Here is an 18352-nt window from a genome sequence, read left to right on the forward strand (position 1 = left end):
GATGATCAATGCACTGGGATTACTGGAAGTGGATGGCATGGTGGCTGCTGTTGATGCTGCGGACGCCATGCTGAAAGCTGCGAACGTGCGACTGCTTAGCCACGAAGTGCTCGATCCTGGCAGGCTGACGCTGGTGGTGGAAGGCGATCTGGCGGCATGCCGTGCTGCGCTGGATGCTGGCAGTGCTGCTGCTGCGCGTACAGGTCGTGTTATCAGCCGTAAGGAGATAGGGCGGCCGGATGATGACACCCAGTGGCTGATCGGCGGTTTTAAACGTGCGCCGAAGAAATCTGCACCAAAGCCAGAAATGATGCCAGAAGCCAAAGCGGAAAAGACGCAGGAAACGCCTGTGACATCTGAATCTTCTGATGAGCTCCTGGCGTTGTTGGCATCGACCCGTCAAGGAATGACGGCAGGGGAAGTGGCCGCGCACTTTGGCTGGTCACTTGATAAAGCCAGAAATGCGCTGGAACAGCTCTTTTCTGACGGAGCGTTGCGTAAACGCAGTAGTCGCTATCGCTTAAAAAATTAACCTGTCGGAGGGCCGGGGGCTTCATTGAAGCTTCCGGCTTAAAAGATCATGAAAAAGACCCGTACTGCAAGCCTGCACCATCTTTATCATGAAGCATTACCCGAAGACGTTAAACTTACGCCGAAGGTGGAGGTGGACAACGTTCACCAACGGCGAACAACAGATGTGTATGAGCATGCCCTGACGATTACCGCCTGGCAGCAGATTTACGATCAACTGCATCCGGGAAAATTTCATGGCGAGTTCACGGAAATCCTGCTTGATGATATTCAGGTGTTCCGTGAATACACCGGTCTGGCGCTGCGCCAGTCATGCCTGGTTTGGCCGAACTCGTTCTGGTTTGGTATTCCGGCTACGCGTGGCGAGCAGGGATTTATTGGTACGCAATGCCTTGGCAGTGCTGAAATTGCGACCCGCCCAGGCGGAACGGAGTTTGAACTGAGTACGCCGGATGACTACACCATTCTTGGCGTCGTTATCTCTGAAGACACCATTGCGCGTCAGGCTAACTTCCTGCATAACCCGGAAAGGGTGTTGCATATGCTGCGCAACCAGTCGGCGCTGGAAGTAAAAGAGCAGCATAAAGCAGCGTTATGGGGCTTTGTGCAACAGGCGCTGGCGACGTTTAGTGAAAATCCTGAGAACCTTCATCAACCGGCGGTGCGCAAAGTGTTGGGTGATAACCTGCTGCTGGCGATGGGCACTATGCTGGAAGACGCTCAGCCAATGATGACCGCTGAAAGCATCAGCCATCAGAGCTATCGCCGCCTGCTGTCGCGTGCGCGCGAATATGTGCTGGAAAATATGTCAGAGCCGCTGACCGTGCTCGACTTGTGCAACCAGCTACATGTGAGTCGTCGCACGCTGCAAAACGCGTTTCACGCGATCCTGGGTATCGGACCGAATGCCTGGTTAAAACGTATTCGTCTGAATGCTGTGCGCCGGGAGCTTATTAGCCCGTGGTCACAAAGTGCGACGGTGAAAGATGCTGCGATGCAGTGGGGATTCTGGCATTTAGGGCAGTTTGCTACCGATTACCAGCAGCTGTTTGCGGAAAAACCCTCGCTGACGCTGCATCAGCGCATGCGTCAGTGGGCGTGATGATATGAATTTTGTGCCGTGCCGGATGCGACGCTAATGCGTCTTCTCCGGCCAGGTAAATTACACCCAGTCGCGGACCTGAATAAACTCGCTAAGGGCAGCTTCCGGGCTGTTCGCTTCCGGCTGCCAGTCATATTCCCAGCGTACCAGCGGCGGCATTGACATCAAAATTGATTCCGTGCGTCCGCCGGTCTGTAAACCGAATAACGTGCCGCGATCCCACACCAGATTAAATTCCACATAGCGTCCGCGACGATAAAGCTGGAAATCGCGCTCGCGCTCGCCCCAGCGCATCGCTTTGCGGCGTTCGACGATCGGCAGATACGCTTCGGTGTAACCTTGCCCGACCGCCTGCATAAAGGCGAAGCAGTGGTCGAAATCTGGCGTATTTAAGTCATCGAAAAACAGCCCACCGATACCGCGCTGCTCGTTACGGTGCTTCAGAAAGAAGTAGTCGTCGCACCATTTTTTGTAACGCGGGTACACGTCATCACCAAACGGTTGGCAGAGTTCAAACGCGGTGCGATGCCAGTGAATGGCATCTTCTTCAAAACCATAGTAGGGCGTTAAATCAAAGCCACCGCCAAACCACCATACTGGATCGGCACCCGGTTTTTCTGCGATAAAAAAACGCACGTTGGCATGGCTGGTAGGGATGTACGGATTGAGCGGATGCACGACCAGTGAGACCCCCATCGCCTCAAAGCTGCGCCCGGCAAGCTCTGGGCGATGTGCGGTAGCAGAGGCTGGCATTGCGTCACCGTGTACGTGGGAGAAATTCACCCCCGCTTGTTCAAAGATACCGCCGTTACGTAGCACCCGGCTACGACCACCTCCGCCCGCTTCACGCTGCCAGTTATCTTCAACAAACGTTGCACCATCGACGGCAGATAACTGTTGGCAAATATTATCCTGCAGACTAAGCAGGAACTGTTTAACGCGCTGTGCATCGGGCTTCATAATTAACGCTTCTTCGAATGGGCTTTCTGATTATCAAACCAGTGGAAATAGCTGATGATGCCATTGGCGATAGCAGTGGCGATTTTCTGGCGAAATGCGGTTGTGCCCAGCAGTCGTTCTTCTTCCGGGTTGGTGATGAATGACGTTTCGACCAGTACCGACGGAATGGAAGGTGATTTTAGTACCACGAAAGCGGCTTGTTCCGTGCTGCGACTGTGCAGGCGGTGTACCGGCATGATTTTCTTAAGAATGTGCGAACCGAGCGTCAGGCTGTTTTTAATGGTGTCAGTTTGTACCAAATCGAACAGTACCTGCTGCAATAAATGGTCTTTATCGGTGGCCTTTTTACCCGCGACTTCATCGGCACGGTTTTCACGATCGGACAGATACTTCGCCATGGCGCTACTGGCGCCGCGATTGGACAGGGCGAAGACCGATGCCCCCGCCGCGCTCGGATTGGTGAAGCCGTCGGCGTGAATCGACATAAACAGATCGGCACCGTGCTTGTGGGCAATCTCAACGCGATCGTACAGTGGAATGAAGGTATCTCCGGAGCGGGTCAGGCGTGCATCAATTCCTTCATTGCGCAAAATCGAGCGTACATTCTTGGCAATCGCCAGCACCACGTGTTTTTCTTTCGAGCCGTTGCGGCCAATTGCCCCGGTATCAATACCACCGTGCCCTGGGTCAAGAACAACAACACGCTTAGCACCCGCTTTTTTGGCTTTCGGTTTGCTGTGACCATTACTGGTCTTTAGCGTTTCTTCCTTTGCGATGGCTTGCGACATGCCTGACAGCGTCAGGGCTGCCAGTCCGGCTTTCAGCACCTGGCGGCGCGATGTGAGAGTTTTTAGTGGTTTAAAAGTGCTCATACGGCCTGAGTTGTAAAAAAAGGTTCCAGACGTTATATCGTATCGCGTAGTCCGTTGCGACGGATCGGGATAAGAATTGTTTTACTTTTCATTTCAATACGTGACAATTCCGTATTATGCCATTTTTTCCGTCGCTTCGCGTCAGATATTGGCTAAATCAGTGGTTCGCGCCATAATCGCTTTTTAACGTCCTGAAAAGGAAACTAATACCATGGAAATACGCGTATTTCGCCAGGAAGATTTCGAAGAGGTGATCACCCTCTGGGAGCGCTGTGATCTGCTGCGTCCATGGAATGACCCGGAAATGGATATTGAGCGCAAAGTCAATCATGACGTCAGTTTGTTTCTGGTCGCAGAAGTGAACGGTGAAGTTGTTGGCACAGTGATGGGGGGCTATGACGGTCATCGTGGTTCCGCTTATTACCTTGGCGTGCATCCTGAGTTCAGGGGGCGTGGTATTGCTAATGCGCTGCTGAACCGACTGGAGAAAAAGCTCATTGCCCGTGGTTGTCCAAAGATTCAAATCATGGTGCGTGACGATAATGACGTTGTGCTGGGGATGTATGAGCGTTTGGGCTATGAACATACCGATGTACTCCATCTGGGTAAACGTTTAATCGAAGATGAAGAGTACTGAGTTCCATCCCGCCGACTATGACGGTCATGGGCGTCTGCGTCTGCCATTTCTGTTCTGGTGCGTGCTGCTGCTCCAGGCGCGTACCTGGGTGTTGTTTGTGATTGCGGGGTCTTCCCGCGATCAGGGCAACACGTTGCTGAATTTGTTTTATCCCGATCATGACGCGTTCTGGCTGGGGTTACTTCCCGGTGTTCCGGCCGTGCTGGCATTTTTACTCAGCGGGCGGCGTTTCGCATTTCCAGTTTTGTGGCACAGGCTGCGCGGATTACTGATTCTGGCTCAACTGGCGCTGCTCTGCTGGCAGCCGATGCTGTGGCTGGAAGGCGATCCTGTCAACGGCGTTGGTCTGGCGCTGCTGGTGGCGGATATTGTCGCGCTGGTCTGGCTGTTAACCAATCAACGTTTGCGTGCCTGTTTTTCCCCCGAGAAAGAATAACGGCACTTTTTAGTGAAACCGGACTCAAAGCAGCGTTGATAAATATGGAAGGAAGTGAAATGAAATCACTGCGTTTGACGTTATGCGCGATACCGCTGGTGCTGACCGGGTGTTCAACCCTCTCATCGGTGAACTGGTCCGCCGCTAATCCGTGGAACTGGTTTGGTTCTTCGACCGAGGTCACTGAGCAAGGCGTGGGAAAACTCACGGGTGCGACAATACTGGAAGAAAAGACCATTGCTGATGCGCTGGATGGCGATTATCGCCTGCGTAGTGGGATGAAAACCAATAACGGCAATGTAGTGCGATTTTTTGAGGCGATGAAAGATGACAAGCTGGCAATGGTGATCAATGGCGACCAGGGAACCATCAGCCGCATTGATGTATTGGACAGCAACATCGCATCAGCCTCGGGTGTCGAAATCGGTACACCGTTTAGCGACCTTTACACTAAAGCATTCGGTAATTGCCAGAAAGCAACCGGTGATGACAGTGCGTATGTTGAGTGTAAAGCTGAAGGAAGTCAGCATATTAGCTATATTTTCTCCGGCGAGTGGAGCGGCCCTGAAGGTATAATGCCGTCTGACGATACGCTGAAAGAGTGGAAAGTAAGCAAAATTATCTGGCGGCGTTAATTTGCGTCTGAACAAATCGACTTACTAAAAAAACAGGTAGAATAACGCCCATCAATGCCACGATGTCGTGGCAGCTTTTTTTCAGGAGGAACAATGTCTCAGGTTCAGAGTGGCATTTTGCCAGAACATTGCCGTGCGGCGATTTGGATTGAAGCCAATGTAAAAGGTGATGTTGAGGCTCTGCGAGCGGCCAGCAAAACATTTGCCGATAAGCTGGCAACCTTTGAAGCGAAATTCCCGGATGCGCACCTTGGCGCGGTCGTCGCTTTTGGCAACAACACCTGGCGCACACTGAGCGGCGGCGTGGGCGCTGAAGAGCTGAAAGACTTCATCCCCTACGGTAAAGGACTGGCTCCGGCGACCCAGTATGACGTACTGATCCATATTCTCTCCCTGCGTCATGACGTGAATTTCTCCGTTGCGCAGGCGGCGATGGAAGCCTTTGGCGACTGCATCGAAGTGAAAGAAGAGATCCACGGTTTCCGTTGGGTTGAAGAGCGCGATCTCAGCGGCTTTGTAGACGGCACGGAAAACCCGGCGGGAGAAGAAACGCGTCGTGAAGTCGCGGTTATCAAAGATGGCGTGGATGCCGGCGGCAGCTATGTGTTTGTGCAGCGTTGGGAGCACAACCTGAAGCAACTGAACCGCATGAGTATTCACGATCAGGAAATGATGATTGGCCGCACCAAGGAAGCCAACGAAGAGATCGATGGTGACGATCGTCCGGTAACATCTCACCTGAGCCGTGTGGATCTGAAAGAAGATGGCAAGGGTCTGAAAATTGTTCGTCAGAGCCTGCCATACGGTACAGCCAGCGGTACGCATGGTCTCTATTTCTGCGCTTACTGCGCGCGTCTGCACAATATTGAGCAGCAACTGCTGAGCATGTTTGGTGATACCGACGGCAAACGTGACGCGATGCTGCGCTTTACTAAACCGGTCACCGGTGGCTATTACTTTGCACCGTCGCTGGATCGACTGATGGCGCTGTAATTCTTGATTCCAGATGGCGGTGACGCCGCCATCTTTTACAAAATAGTTACCCTCCGAACCCCACAACGCTTGCCATGCTGATGTTGCCCCCGCATTGACGTTCATCGTAAAAAATCACATCCCAAATTTAGTGTTGTTTACCTGTTAGTTAGTGGGCTAAAGCACCGATATTAATCACCGCTATTTAGAATTAATAAGTAATAGATTCCAGATAATTACTTTAAAGATTCTGAATGTATCTGAAATAAATCATGGTTTAAATGTGATGAAGATCTGATTTTTTTATTCTATTCATAAAAAATAAAATGCCTTATAAGTCTAATTAATTTCGTTATAAATTGATTTAATGACTTGATTTGTTGACAATTAAAATAATGGTCTTGTAATCTGAAAATGAGCGAAAAATAACGGAATTTCTGTTTAACCATTTGGCAACAAAAGTGCATTGGAGGTTTTATGTCTACAAAATTATGGGGTGGGCGTTTTGATATGCCTACAAATAAATTGGTCGAATCATACAACGCGACAATTATGCTGGAACAACGCCTCTGTCCTTTTGATATTCAAGGGAGTATTGCCCACGCGACTATGTTGGGCCGTCAGGGGATTATCACACAGGATGAAGCGAATGCGATTATTGGCGGGTTAAAGCAAGTAGGCAAAGAGATTGAAGAAGGGCAGTTCGTTTTTGATACTGTTGATGAAGATATTCATATGGCAATCGAAAGACGTATGACCGAAATAATTGGTCCTGTTGGCGGGAAACTTCATACAGGTCGAAGTCGTAATGACCAGACGACTGTCGATTCTAAAATGCACATGAGATCAACTATTCGTGATATTCAGCAGGATATTGTTAATCTGCAAAAAATCATTATCAACAAAGCTGAAAATAATATTAATGCGATTATGCCGGGCTATACTCATTTACAGACTGGTCAGCCCATTCTTTTATCGCACTGGATCATGGCATATTATTGGATGTTACGTCGTGACTGGACTCGTTTTGCAGACCTTTATCAACGCATGGGAGAATGTCCTTTAGGTTCAGCTGCTCTTGCAGGCACGACTTTCCCTATTGATCGTGATTTCACCGCTCAACAGCTTGGCTTTGATAAGCCGACTGAGAATAGTATTGATTCTGTCAGCGATCGTGACCATATGGTTGAATTCACTGCTGCAGCCGCTATGTGCTTTATGCATCTTACCCGTTTGTCAGAAGAACTGGTTTTATTCTCAAGTCAGGATTTTAAATTTATTGAGCTTTCTGATGATTTCTGTACCGGTTCCAGCATCATGCCACAGAAGAAAAATCCCGACGTGGCTGAAAAAATGCGCGGTAAAGGCGGTCGTATGTACGGAAATTTAATGGCGATGCTGACCATTATGAAAGGGATTCCTCTCGCCTATAATACTGATATGAGTGAGGATAAAGAGCAGGTCTATGATTCCATGGATACTTTGCAGACCAGTCTAAAAATTATGGCACCGATGCTCGATAAAATGGTTATTCTTTCTGATAATACTCGCAACGCGGCGGCAAGAGGTTTCTCAAATGCGACCGATATGGCTGACTACCTGGTTCGTAAGGGAATTCCTTTCAGGGAAGCTCACCATATTGTCGGCAGTGCTGTTAATTACTGTATAAAACATAGAAAAATGCTGGAAGAACTTACAATGGATGAGTTTCATTCATTTGATAATAAAATTGAAAATGATATTTATGAGAATATATCTCTGGAAGCCTGTATTAAAGCAAGAATGTCTTATGGTGGAACAGGGACGGATGCCGTTAAAAAACAGATCGAAATTGCAAAATCATATCTGAACTAATCCTGAGCATAATAATCAATATCTCCCGGATGCAATATCCGGGAGTCGCGTTGAGGTGAAAAAATGGATGCTTTGTTTTTTTTACAATTGTTTATTGTGCTCGCTTGTATTGGTATCGGCGGGCGTTATGGCGGAATGGGACTTGGTGCTGGTGGCGGACTTGGTGTTGCCATATTAGTTCTGGGTTTTGGACTTAAACCCTCCACACCGTCTATTACTGCAATGCTAATTATTATTTGTGTTATTGGTGCAGTCAGTGTATTACAGGCGGCTGGTGGACTTGATTATCTTGTGCGCGTGGCTGAAAAATTACTCCGTAAAAAGCCACAGGCTATTACCTTTGTTGCCCCAATATTGACTTCAATATTTACGTTATTCTGCGGGACTACTTACGTTGCATTCTCTTTGTATCCGGTTGTCGCTGAGGTTGCCGCTGAAGCAAAGGTTCGCCCGGAGCGAGCATTGTCAGCAACGGTTATAGCGGCTAGCGTCGCGGTTGCCGCCAGCCCGATGAGTGCGGCAACAGCGGGGATGCTGGCTATTCTGCATGAATATGCTGGAATTAGCCTTGGGCAAATACTGGCTATTGCTCTTCCTTCATTTTTTATGGCTGCCATTGTTACCAGCTTTTCAGTGTACAAACGCGGAAAAGAGCTGGAGGATGATCCTGAGTTTCAGAGGCGAGTTGCCGCTGGTGAATATGAGTTCATGCATACTGCGCAGAAAAAAGAATTTGTTGCTTCAGCGGGCGCAAAAAAAGGGGTCGTTATCTTTGCGATTGGGGTGGTGCTGGTTCTTATTTTAGGTTCTTTTACCGGGTTACTCCCTTCCTGGGATGGAAAAAGACTGTCAACCCCGATGGTTATTCAGATGATCATGCTGACAGCTGCTTTGTTTATTATGATTGTCAGTAAAGTACCAAGTAGCACCTTGAACAGTGGCTCAGTCTTCCGTGCCGGCTTAATGGGGGTGGTTGCAATACTCGGCGTGTCATGGATGACGGCAACGTTTTTTGATGCTTATCAGCCAGAACTGATTAAGGTCTTTGGTGGTATGGTAAATGGCGCACCAATGCTTTTTGGTGTGGTTGTGTTCTTGTTCTCTCTGGTCATTATGAGCCCAGCGGCGACGGTCGCCGCCATCATGCCACTAGGTGTGACCCTGGGAATACCAGCACCGTTTCTTATCGCTATTTTTGCCTGTACCTGTGGTGATTTTATTATACCGGGAGCCAATCAAATCGGTTGTGTTGCATTTGACCGAACAGGTACTACAAAGATTGGACGTTTTGTTGTCAACCATAGCTACATACGTCCGGGTTTTGTAATGGTTATCTCTCAGGTAATTTTTGCCTACTTAATTGCTCAGGTTGTCCTGTAAAGCGCATTCTGTGGGAAATTACAGTAGCAATATTGAGAAGTAAGTAATGGCATCCTCTCTGAGGTGAATCAAGGGGGATGCCAGGAGAAAATAGGTATTACCCAATTAAATTGCTCTCCCGCGCTACATCAGCATACTGGAAAAAAGGAAGCAAAAAAGAGTTGATGCCACAACGGTAACAAGGCCTGGTAGCATATAGCTGTGATTAACCACATACTTGCCAATTCGAGTTGTCCCTGTACGATCAAACGCCACACAGCCAATCTGTGCTCCCCCTGGAATAATGAATGATCCACAGGTTAGCGGGAGCAGGGCGACCAAAGTTTCTGCCGGATATCCCATTAACACGCCTGCGGGGAGTAACGCTACAGCAGTTGCCGCTGGGCTATAAATTACGGCAGAAAGCCCAAAAACAATAATGCCGAACAATACTGGATTCTGAAAATCGTGGAAAGCCGTGTTAAATAATTCGTGCCAGGCTTCAAAAAAGGAGTTCATCATCCATGACAGACCAAATATGGCGACGACACCCACAAGGCCGGCTTTGAAAACAGAACCTGAATCGAGTTTTGAAGGAGAAATTCGACACACCATCATAATAATACATGCCGTTGTCAGCATAACTATTTGCAGCGTGGTTGGGATACTCATACGCTCCATCCCTGTGCCGTTATTCCATTCAGGACGTAATTCAGGAATTGAACCCATAAGGACGACCAGGATGATCCCGATAAGAAAAATCAGTAATCCTCTCTTGGCCTCTTTAGTCACAATACTGGCTGCTCGCTCTTCAGCTTTTATCGATTCGAACTCACCTTCAGCAACTCTGCGTTGGAATTCCGGATCGCGGTTAAGCTCATGACCTCTTTTAAAGACGAACAGGCAGCCGACAAGACAACCAAGGAACGTTCCGGGAATGGTGACTAATAAGATATCTAAAGCAGAGACATGTAATCCAGCAAGGACTGCAATTGTCCCTGTCACGACCGCACTGACCGGGCTGGCAATGAGCCCAAAATTGGCAGCGATGACTGACATCGACATGGCTCTTTCTGGCCGTACCCTCGCATCAGCTGCAATTTCTGCAATTACTGGATAAACGGAAAAGGCGACATATCCTGTTCCGCAGATTGCAGTAAAAAGGTAAGCGACTGCTGGTCCGAGAAAAGTGATAGCGCCCGGCCACTTTCTGAGGATCCGTTCAGCCATCGTCACGAATAAATCAAGCCCGCCAGCCGCCTGGAGGATTGTGATACAAGTGATAACAGCAAGGATAATAGAAATAACAGTAATAGGAGGAGAGTCGGGCGGGAGTCCAAAACCAAAAGTCAGGATAGCGAGTCCTAGCCCGCCTGCAGCCCCCAGGCCAATCCCGCCAAAACGCCCACCTATACCGATACATGTAAGCACTATCGCAAACTGAGTTACGAATAACACCATAATTAATTCCTTTTTATTAACAAATGGCTTGATATAGTTTGAATAATAGGGGCTATAATCTTACCATAACAGTATATTAAGCAATCTAACTTATTAGATTATTTATACTCATTTGTTTTGTAGCTCTTTAATCAGAGAGTGTTTATGAATAACAAAAACGAACTGTTTGAAAATATTAAAAATTATCTGCTTGATGATGCGAACCGTGATGCCGATGGTCGCATTGAAACTGAGACTGAACTTGCTGTTCGTTTTAATACATCAAGATATAAAGTTCGTCAGGCGCTCAGCACACTGGTACAGATGGGAATGCTTGAGCGCTCTCCCCGTCGTGGCAGCGTTTTGAAAAATTTGGAACAGCACAGCATAAATAACCAGTTGCTAATGCAGTTTGATTTGTCCGGGTTTGATATCACAGAATTTACAGAGGCGAGGATCCTGATTGAGTGTGCGATTATCCCTCTGGCAACGCGGAGAATTTTCCCGGCAATGATCTCTAAACTTGAGAGCGAGTTAAGGCTCATTGAAGAAAATGCTGATAACCCGCAGGAGGCCGATCGTCACGACAGGGATTTTCATTTACTGTTGTTACAGGCGAGTGGCAACCGGGTGCTTCAGGTTTTCTCTGATGTTTTGATTACATATTTCGAGAAAACCAGGGAGTCGCTACCTGTGAACGATCGTCAGTATTTTCTTGATACGGCGACGAAACAGAGAGAAATACTGCTCCATATCAAAAAAGGGGATGCACAGATGGCATCTGAGTTGATGAGAGCACATTTGCTGGAAAAAAGGCTGTAAGTCCTCTGTTCATCTGGTCAGGTCGTGATTGTTGTTAGGTCCCCGCCCCGACGGGGATTTTTTTTACCTGAGATTAACCTGATTTAGTGAGCTATTCCTCAGCATGAATTTGTTATTGCTGTATCTTCTGCGTGAATGAAGTGAAGGCTTCATATTCAAAAGGAGAATATTGAAATGGGAAAACTCACGGGCAAAACAGCATTGATTACAGGCGCATCTCAGGGTATTGGCGAGGGGATCGCCAGAACGTTTGCCCGCCATGGTGCGAACTTAATCCTGCTGGATATCTCCGATGAGATTGAAAAACTGGCGGATGAACTGGCTGGACGCGGCCACCGTTGCACAGCGGTTCACGCAGACGTCAGAGATTTTGCTTCTGTTACCGCCGCGGTAAATCGCGCGAAGAAAATTGAAGGCAAAATCGACATTCTGGTTAACAATGCAGGCGTATGTCGCCTTGGCAACTTCCTTGAAATGAGCGATGAAGATCGCGACTTCCACATTGATGTCAACATTAAAGGTGTCTGGAACGTGACGAAGGCCGTTCTGCCGGAGATGATTGCGCGTAAAGACGGGCGCATCGTGATGATGTCATCAGTGACTGGTGATATGGTTGCCGATCCGGGTGAAACAGCCTATGCGCTGTCGAAAGCCGCGATCATCGGTTTGACCAAATCCCTGGCTATGGAATACGCGCAGTCCGGCATTCGCGTTAATGCTATTTGCCCGGGCTACGTTCGTACGCCGATGGCAGAGAATATTGCTCGTCAGTCTAACCCGGACGATCCTGAATCCGTATTAGTCGAAATGGCGAAAGCGATTCCAATGCGCCGTCTGGCCTGCCCACTCGAAGTCGGTGAACTGGCGGCGTTCCTGGCGTCGGATGAGTCCAGTTACTTAACTGGCACGCAAAACGTGATTGATGGCGGCAGCACACTGCCTGAAAGCGTCAGCGTCGGCGTCTGATTGATGCCGGTCTCCTCCCCGTGTACTGGGGAGGAGGTACCTCTTATTCTCTTTTCAACTTTCAAATCATCAAACGGTATATAAAACCGTTACTCCTTTAGTGCCGGTTATAAATATGATGACCATAAGAAAGTCATTAAATTTATAAGGGTGCGCAATGGCCGTTAACTTACTGAAAAAAAGAACCCTGACGCTGGCGGCGCTGCTGTTGCTGGTGGGGCAGGCGCAGGCAACAGAGCTGTTGAACAGTTCATACGATGTGTCTCGCGAGCTGTTTGCCGCCCTTAATCCTCCGTTTGAGCAGCAATGGGCGAAGGATAACGGCGGTGACAAACTGACGATAAAGCAATCTCATGCCGGGTCATCAAAACAGGCGCTGGCGATTTTACAGGGACTGAAAGCCGACGTAGTGACCTATAACCAGGTGACCGACGTGCAGATCCTGCACGACAAAGGCAAGTTGCTCCCGGCCGACTGGCAAACTCGTCTGCCGAACAACAGTTCACCGTTCTATTCCACAATGGGATTCCTGGTGCGTAAAGGAAACCCCAAAAATATTCACGACTGGAATGACCTTGTTCGCTCTGACGTCAAGCTTATCTTCCCGAACCCGAAAACCTCCGGGAATGCGCGCTACACCTATTTAGCGGCGTGGGGCGCTGCGGATAAAGCAGACGGCGGCGATAAAGCCAAAACCGAACAATTTATGACCCAGTTCCTGAAAAATGTCGAAGTGTTTGATACTGGCGGCCGTGGCGCGACCACCACTTTTGCTGAGCGTGGGCTCGGTGACGTATTGATAAGCTTCGAGTCAGAAGTGAATAACATTCGCAAGCAGTATGAAGCACAGGGTTTTGAGGTTGTTATTCCGAAAACCAATATTCTTGCCGAGTTCCCGGTTGCCTGGGTAGATAAGAATGTGCAGGCCAACGGCACAGAGAAAGCGGCTAAAGCGTACCTGAACTGGCTGTACAGCCCGCAGGCGCAAACCATCATCACCGACTATTACTACCGTGTGAATAACCCACAGGTAATGGACAAGCTGCAAGATAAATTCCCGCAGACTGAATTGTTCCGCGTAGAAGACAAGTTCGGCTCCTGGCCCGAAGTGATGAAAACACACTTTGTCAGCGGTGGTGAGCTGGACAAGCTGTTGGCGGCGGGGCGCAAGTAAATGTTTGCTGTTTCTTCCCGACGCGTGCTGCCCGGCTTTACCTTAAGTCTGGGTACCAGCTTACTGTTTGTGTGCCTGATATTGCTGTTACCGCTTAGTGCGCTGGTAATGCAACTGGCGCAAATGAGCTGGGCGCAATATTGGGATGTGATTACTAACCCGCAGGTAGTGGCGGCCTATAAAGTCACGCTGCTGTCAGCATTTGTAGCGTCGATTTTTAACGGCGTGTTTGGTCTGTTAATGGCGTGGATCTTAACCCGCTACCGTTTTCCGGGCCGCACGTTGCTGGATGCGCTGATGGACCTGCCGTTTGCGCTGCCTACGGCGGTAGCGGGTCTGACGCTGGCGTCACTGTTTTCGGTCAACGGTTTCTACGGCGAATGGCTGGCGAAACTGGATATTAAGGTTACTTACACCTGGCTGGGTATCGCGGTGGCTATGGCATTTACCAGTATTCCGTTCGTGGTGCGTACCGTACAGCCGGTGCTGGAAGAGTTAGGTCCGGAGTATGAAGAAGCGGCGGAAACGCTTGGCGCTACGCGTTGGCAGAGTTTTCGTAAAGTGGTGCTGCCGGAGTTATCACCTGCGCTGGTTGCTGGTGTGGCGCTCTCCTTCACCCGCAGTCTGGGGGAGTTTGGCGCCGTTATTTTCATCGCCGGGAACATTGCGTGGAAAACGGAAGTGACCTCGCTGATGATTTTTGTCCGCTTGCAGGAGTTTGACTACCCGGCCGCCAGCGCGATTGCGTCAGTAATCCTTGGGGCTTCGTTGTTGCTACTGTTTTCGATTAACACCCTGCAGAGTCGCTTTGGTCGACGCGTGGTAGGTCACTGATGGCAGAGATTACCCAATTGAAACGCTATGGCGCGCCCCGCATCAACTGGGGGAAATGGTTTCTGATTGGCACGGGCATGCTGGTGTCCGCGTTTATTCTGCTGGTGCCGATGATCTATATCTTCGTGCAGGCGTTCAGTAAAGGGTTACTGCCGGTATTACAGAATCTGGCTAACCCGGACATGCTGCATGCCATCTGGCTTACGGTGCTGATCGCACTGATCGCCGTGCCGGTGAACCTGGTGTTTGGCGTCTTGCTGGCCTGGCTGGTGACCCGTTTTAACTTCCCTGGTCGTCAGTTATTACTGACGTTGCTGGATATCCCGTTTGCGGTGTCGCCGGTTGTTGCGGGTCTGGTGTATCTGCTGTTTTACGGCTCCAACGGCCCGCTCGGCGGCTGGCTGGATGAACATAACCTGCAAATCATGTTTGCCTGGCCGGGGATGGTGCTGGTTACGGTATTTGTGACCTGTCCGTTTGTGGTGCGCGAACTGGTGCCAGTGATGTTGAGCCAGGGCAGCAATGAAGACGAAGCGGCGGTTTTACTCGGTGCATCCGGCTGGCAGATGTTCCGTCGTGTGACGTTACCGAATATCCGCTGGGCGCTACTGTATGGCGTGGTGCTGACGAATGCCCGCGCGATTGGCGAATTTGGCGCGGTGTCGGTGGTTTCTGGTTCGATTCGTGGCGAAACCTTGTCGTTGCCATTGCAGATTGAATTACTGGAGCAGGACTACAACACTGTCGGCTCCTTTACCGCAGCGGCGTTGTTAACGCTGATGGCGATTATTACCCTGTTTTTGAAGAGCATGCTGCAATGGCGTCTGGAGAACCAGGAAAAACGCGCGCAGCAGGAGGAAAATCATGAGCATTGAGATTGCCAATATTAAGAAGTCTTTTGGTCGCACCCAGGTGCTGAACGATATCTCGCTGGATATTCCTTCAGGTCAGATGGTCGCGCTGCTGGGACCATCCGGTTCGGGTAAAACGACGCTGCTGCGCATTATTGCCGGGCTTGAGCATCAGTCCAGCGGGCATATCCGTTTTCACGGTACGGACGTCAGTCGTCTGCACGCCCGCGACCGTAAGGTGGGCTTCGTCTTTCAGCACTACGCGCTGTTTCGCCATATGACCGTGTTCGACAATATCGCCTTTGGCCTGACGGTACTGCCGCGTCGCGAACGTCCAAATGCCGCCGCCATCAAAGCAAAAGTCACCAAATTGCTGGAAATGGTGCAGCTTGCGCATCTGGCGGATCGCTTTCCGGCGCAGCTTTCCGGCGGGCAAAAACAGCGTGTGGCGCTGGCGCGTGCGTTGGCAGTGGAACCGCAGATCCTGCTGCTCGACGAACCGTTTGGCGCACTTGACGCTCAGGTGCGTAAAGAGTTGCGTCGCTGGTTGCGTCAGTTGCACGAAGAACTGAAATTCACCAGCGTGTTTGTCACCCACGATCAGGAAGAAGCGACGGAAGTGGCGGATCGCGTGGTGGTGATGAGCCAGGGACATATTGAGCAGGCTGATGCGCCGGACCAGGTATGGCGCGAACCGGCAACCCGCTTTGTGCTGGAGTTTATGGGCGAAGTTAACCGTCTGCAGGGCACAGTTCGTGGCGGTCAGTTCCACGTTGGCGCACATCGCTGGCCGCTGGGGTATACGCCCGCGTATCAGGGACCGGTCGACCTGTTCCTGCGTCCGTGGGAAGTGGATGTGAGCCGTCGTACCAGCCTGGATTCCCCGTTGCCTGTACAGGTGCTGGAAGCCAGCCCGAAAGGTCACTACACCCAATTAGTTGTGCAACCACTGGGGTGGTATCACGAACCGCTGACAGTGGTCATGCAGGGAGACGATTCCCCTGCTCGTGGCGAACGCCTGTTTGTCGGGCTGCAAAATGCACGTCTGTACAACGGTGACCAGCGCATTGAAACGCGTGAAGCGGAGCTTGCTCTGGCAGAATCGGCCTGATAGCTTAATTCGCATGTTTATCGCCCGGAGGCGCATTCCGCGATCCGGGCTTTTTTATGGACAGTGCTCGTGAACACATTAGAACAAACAATTGGCAATACGCCTCTGGTCAAACTGCAACGCCTTACGCCGGATAACGGCAGTGAAATTTGGGTCAAGCTGGAAGGGAATAATCCGGCGGGATCGGTGAAAGACCGGGCGGCGTTATCGATGATCGTCGAAGCGGAAAAACGCGGGGAAATTAAGCCTGGCGACGTACTGATTGAAGCAACCAGCGGGAATACCGGTATTGCGCTGGCAATGATTGCGGCATTGAAAGGCTACCGCATGAAGCTGCTGATGCCGGATAACATGAGTCAGGAGCGACGTTCGGCAATGCGTGCTTATGGCGCTGAACTGATTCTGGTGACTAAAGAGCAGGGCATGGAAGGGGCACGCGATTTAGCCCTGGAAATGGCCCAACGTGGCGAAGGAAAACTGCTCGATCAGTTTAACAATCCCGATAACCCGTATGCGCATTACACGACCACCGGGCCGGAAATCTGGCAACAGACGTCAGGACGTATCACCCATTTTGTCTCCAGTATGGGCACCACAGGCACTATTACGGGGGTGTCGCGTTTTCTGCGTGAGCAGGCTAAACCGGTGACGATTGTCGGTCTGCAGCCGGAAGAGGGCAGCAGCATTCCGGGAATCCGCCGCTGGCCTGCGGAATATATGCCGGGTATTTTTAACGCTTCGCTGGTCGATGAAGTGCTGGATATTCATCAGACTGACGCCGAAAACACTATGCGTGAGCTGGCGGTTCGTGAAGGGATTTTCTGCGGCGTGAGCTCTGGCGGCGCGGTGGCGGGGGCGTTACGCGTGGCGCGTGCTACACCCGGATCTGTGGTGGTGGCGATCATCTGCGATCGCGGCGATCGTTACCTTTCGACCGGCGTTTTTGGTGAAGAGCACTTCAACCAGGGCGCAGGGATTTAATTTGTTTGCCTGATAAGCGTAGCGCCCTCTGGCAAACATACGACACGATCGCCGGATAAGACGTTGCGTGTTTTATCCGGCCTTCAATGACTAATCGTTACGGTTCTCTACCAGTTTATCCAGGAACTGCCACAGTTTTTCATTCATCTGTTGATAATCCCATTCGCGCATTTCAGCAACAGATCGGATAAAGCGTTTTCCTTCGGCCTCTGCTAACTCTTGCTCCGAATGCTGAATCAGCCCCTCTATTGCCTCGGCGGTGAATTCCATATGACACTGGAAGCCATAGATAAAATTACCGTATTGCACGATTTGTCTCGGACAGCCTTCACTTGTCGCAAGAATTGTCGCCTGATCGGTTAATCCAGGCATGTCGTTGTGCCAGTGACCGACCATCAGCGGCGATCCGAAGTGGGCGATCAGCGGGTTTGCTTTACCTGCTTCAGTCAGTGTAATGGGATAATGACCAATCTCTTTTTCCGGGCTTTGACATACCTTCGCGCCCAGCGCTTCGCCAATTAGCTGTGAACCTAAGCAGATCCCTACCACAATTTTGCGTGCTGAAATCGCCTGATTGATCAGATGCTGTTCGGCCTGAGAATCAAAATACGGGCACTCCGCCAGCGTGGTGCGTGGAGACTGCGGGCCACCAAAGACAACCAGCATATCGAACCCATCAGCATTGGCGGGAACCGATTCTCCGGCGTAAACCCGTGACCAGGTGATGGTATAGCCACGCTGTTCTGCCCACGGCAGATACGCGCCAGCAGATTCAAAAGACTCATGAATAACAAAATGAACTCGCACTTTTTCTC

Annotated in this window: 19 protein-coding genes; 15 read left to right on the forward strand and 4 right to left on the reverse strand. The window is 50.3% G+C overall.

The window, feature by feature from the left end; all coding sequences use genetic code 11:
- The first annotated feature begins 1 nt into the window (after position 1).
- Both eutK and eutR read left to right on the forward strand, forming a co-directional pair.
- Positions 2-532 carry an ethanolamine utilization microcompartment protein EutK gene (eutK, locus tag ACLJXE_RS00725; RefSeq protein ID WP_286628946.1) on the forward strand — a complete coding sequence of 177 codons (531 nt, stop codon included), beginning with the start codon at positions 2-4 and terminating at the stop codon, positions 530-532.
- A gap of 48 nt (positions 533-580) precedes the next feature.
- Positions 581-1633 (forward strand): HTH-type transcriptional regulator EutR, encoded by a 1053-nt coding sequence (gene eutR, locus ACLJXE_RS00730; protein ID WP_410749825.1) that lies wholly within the window; start codon positions 581-583, stop codon positions 1631-1633.
- Between the two features lie 60 nt (positions 1634-1693).
- Here the strand turns inward: eutR and hemF are convergent, their stop codons facing one another.
- Positions 1694-2593: an oxygen-dependent coproporphyrinogen oxidase gene (hemF, locus tag ACLJXE_RS00735; RefSeq protein ID WP_410749826.1), complete on the reverse strand. Its 900-nt coding sequence runs from the start codon at positions 2591-2593 to the stop codon at positions 1694-1696.
- Between the two features lie 2 nt (positions 2594-2595).
- Complete coding sequence (gene amiA / locus ACLJXE_RS00740; protein WP_410749827.1) at positions 2596-3465, reverse strand: N-acetylmuramoyl-L-alanine amidase AmiA; 870 nt, start codon at positions 3463-3465, stop codon at positions 2596-2598.
- Positions 3466-3676: 211 nt separating this feature from the next.
- Between amiA and ACLJXE_RS00745 the strand changes: the two genes are divergently transcribed.
- From ACLJXE_RS00745 to ACLJXE_RS00770, 6 genes are all read left to right on the forward strand, one after another.
- Positions 3677-4102: a GNAT family acetyltransferase gene (locus ACLJXE_RS00745; RefSeq protein ID WP_048210972.1), complete on the forward strand. Its 426-nt coding sequence runs from the start codon at positions 3677-3679 to the stop codon at positions 4100-4102.
- Positions 4089-4538, forward strand: coding sequence for a DUF2919 domain-containing protein (locus tag ACLJXE_RS00750; RefSeq protein ID WP_410749828.1), 450 nt, complete (start codon positions 4089-4091; stop codon positions 4536-4538). Before ACLJXE_RS00745 ends, ACLJXE_RS00750 begins: the two co-directional genes overlap by 14 nt.
- A gap of 59 nt (positions 4539-4597) precedes the next feature.
- On the forward strand, positions 4598-5173 hold the full coding sequence (locus ACLJXE_RS00755; protein ID WP_410749829.1) for an RpoE-regulated lipoprotein: 576 nt from the start codon (positions 4598-4600) through the stop codon (positions 5171-5173).
- 93 nt (positions 5174-5266) lie between these two features.
- Positions 5267-6166: a porphyrinogen peroxidase gene (gene yfeX / locus ACLJXE_RS00760; protein WP_048210975.1), complete on the forward strand. Its 900-nt coding sequence runs from the start codon at positions 5267-5269 to the stop codon at positions 6164-6166.
- 456 nt (positions 6167-6622) lie between these two features.
- Positions 6623-7999 (forward strand): argininosuccinate lyase, encoded by a 1377-nt coding sequence (argH, locus tag ACLJXE_RS00765; RefSeq protein ID WP_286628953.1) that lies wholly within the window; start codon positions 6623-6625, stop codon positions 7997-7999.
- A gap of 63 nt (positions 8000-8062) precedes the next feature.
- A complete protein-coding gene (locus tag ACLJXE_RS00770; protein ID WP_410749830.1) occupies positions 8063-9379 on the forward strand; it encodes an anaerobic C4-dicarboxylate transporter family protein in 1317 nt (438 codons plus the stop codon).
- A gap of 123 nt (positions 9380-9502) precedes the next feature.
- Here the strand turns inward: ACLJXE_RS00770 and ACLJXE_RS00775 are convergent, their stop codons facing one another.
- Positions 9503-10819, reverse strand: a complete 1317-nt coding sequence (locus ACLJXE_RS00775) for an anaerobic C4-dicarboxylate transporter family protein (protein ID WP_410749831.1) — start codon at positions 10817-10819, stop codon at positions 9503-9505.
- 144 nt (positions 10820-10963) lie between these two features.
- On the opposite strand from ACLJXE_RS00775, the gene ACLJXE_RS00780 reads away from it, so the two are divergent.
- From ACLJXE_RS00780 to cysM, 7 genes are all read left to right on the forward strand, one after another.
- On the forward strand, positions 10964-11620 hold the full coding sequence (locus ACLJXE_RS00780) for a FadR/GntR family transcriptional regulator (RefSeq protein ID WP_410749832.1): 657 nt from the start codon (positions 10964-10966) through the stop codon (positions 11618-11620).
- A 174-nt stretch (positions 11621-11794) separates the two neighbouring features.
- A complete protein-coding gene (gene ucpA, locus ACLJXE_RS00785; protein WP_410749833.1) occupies positions 11795-12586 on the forward strand; it encodes an SDR family oxidoreductase UcpA in 792 nt (263 codons plus the stop codon).
- 157 nt (positions 12587-12743) lie between these two features.
- On the forward strand, positions 12744-13760 hold the full coding sequence (gene cysP, locus ACLJXE_RS00790) for a thiosulfate/sulfate ABC transporter substrate-binding protein CysP (RefSeq protein ID WP_286628958.1): 1017 nt from the start codon (positions 12744-12746) through the stop codon (positions 13758-13760).
- Positions 13761-14594: a sulfate/thiosulfate ABC transporter permease CysT gene (gene cysT / locus ACLJXE_RS00795; RefSeq protein ID WP_003038061.1), complete on the forward strand. Its 834-nt coding sequence runs from the start codon at positions 13761-13763 to the stop codon at positions 14592-14594.
- A complete protein-coding gene (gene cysW / locus ACLJXE_RS00800) occupies positions 14594-15469 on the forward strand; it encodes a sulfate/thiosulfate ABC transporter permease CysW (RefSeq protein WP_202038118.1) in 876 nt (291 codons plus the stop codon). The genes cysT and cysW overlap by 1 nt, the downstream gene beginning before the upstream one ends.
- The gene (gene cysA / locus ACLJXE_RS00805; RefSeq protein ID WP_286628961.1) at positions 15459-16556 is read left to right on the forward strand and encodes a sulfate/thiosulfate ABC transporter ATP-binding protein CysA; all 1098 of its coding nucleotides are present in this window, start codon (positions 15459-15461) and stop codon (positions 16554-16556) included. The genes cysW and cysA overlap by 11 nt, the downstream gene beginning before the upstream one ends.
- A gap of 69 nt (positions 16557-16625) precedes the next feature.
- Entirely contained in the window at positions 16626-17537 is a 912-nt protein-coding gene (cysM, locus tag ACLJXE_RS00810; protein ID WP_410749834.1) for a cysteine synthase CysM, read from the forward strand.
- Positions 17538-17627: 90 nt separating this feature from the next.
- Here cysM and ACLJXE_RS00815 read toward each other — a convergent pair whose 3' ends face one another.
- The gene (locus ACLJXE_RS00815; RefSeq protein ID WP_410749835.1) at positions 17628-18344 is read right to left on the reverse strand and encodes a type 1 glutamine amidotransferase; all 717 of its coding nucleotides are present in this window, start codon (positions 18342-18344) and stop codon (positions 17628-17630) included.
- Between the last annotated feature and the right edge of the window lie 8 nt (positions 18345-18352).

Origin of the sequence: Citrobacter sp. U14242, from assembly GCF_046555775.1 — a bacterium.
Classification (GTDB): Bacteria; Pseudomonadota; Gammaproteobacteria; order Enterobacterales; family Enterobacteriaceae; genus Citrobacter.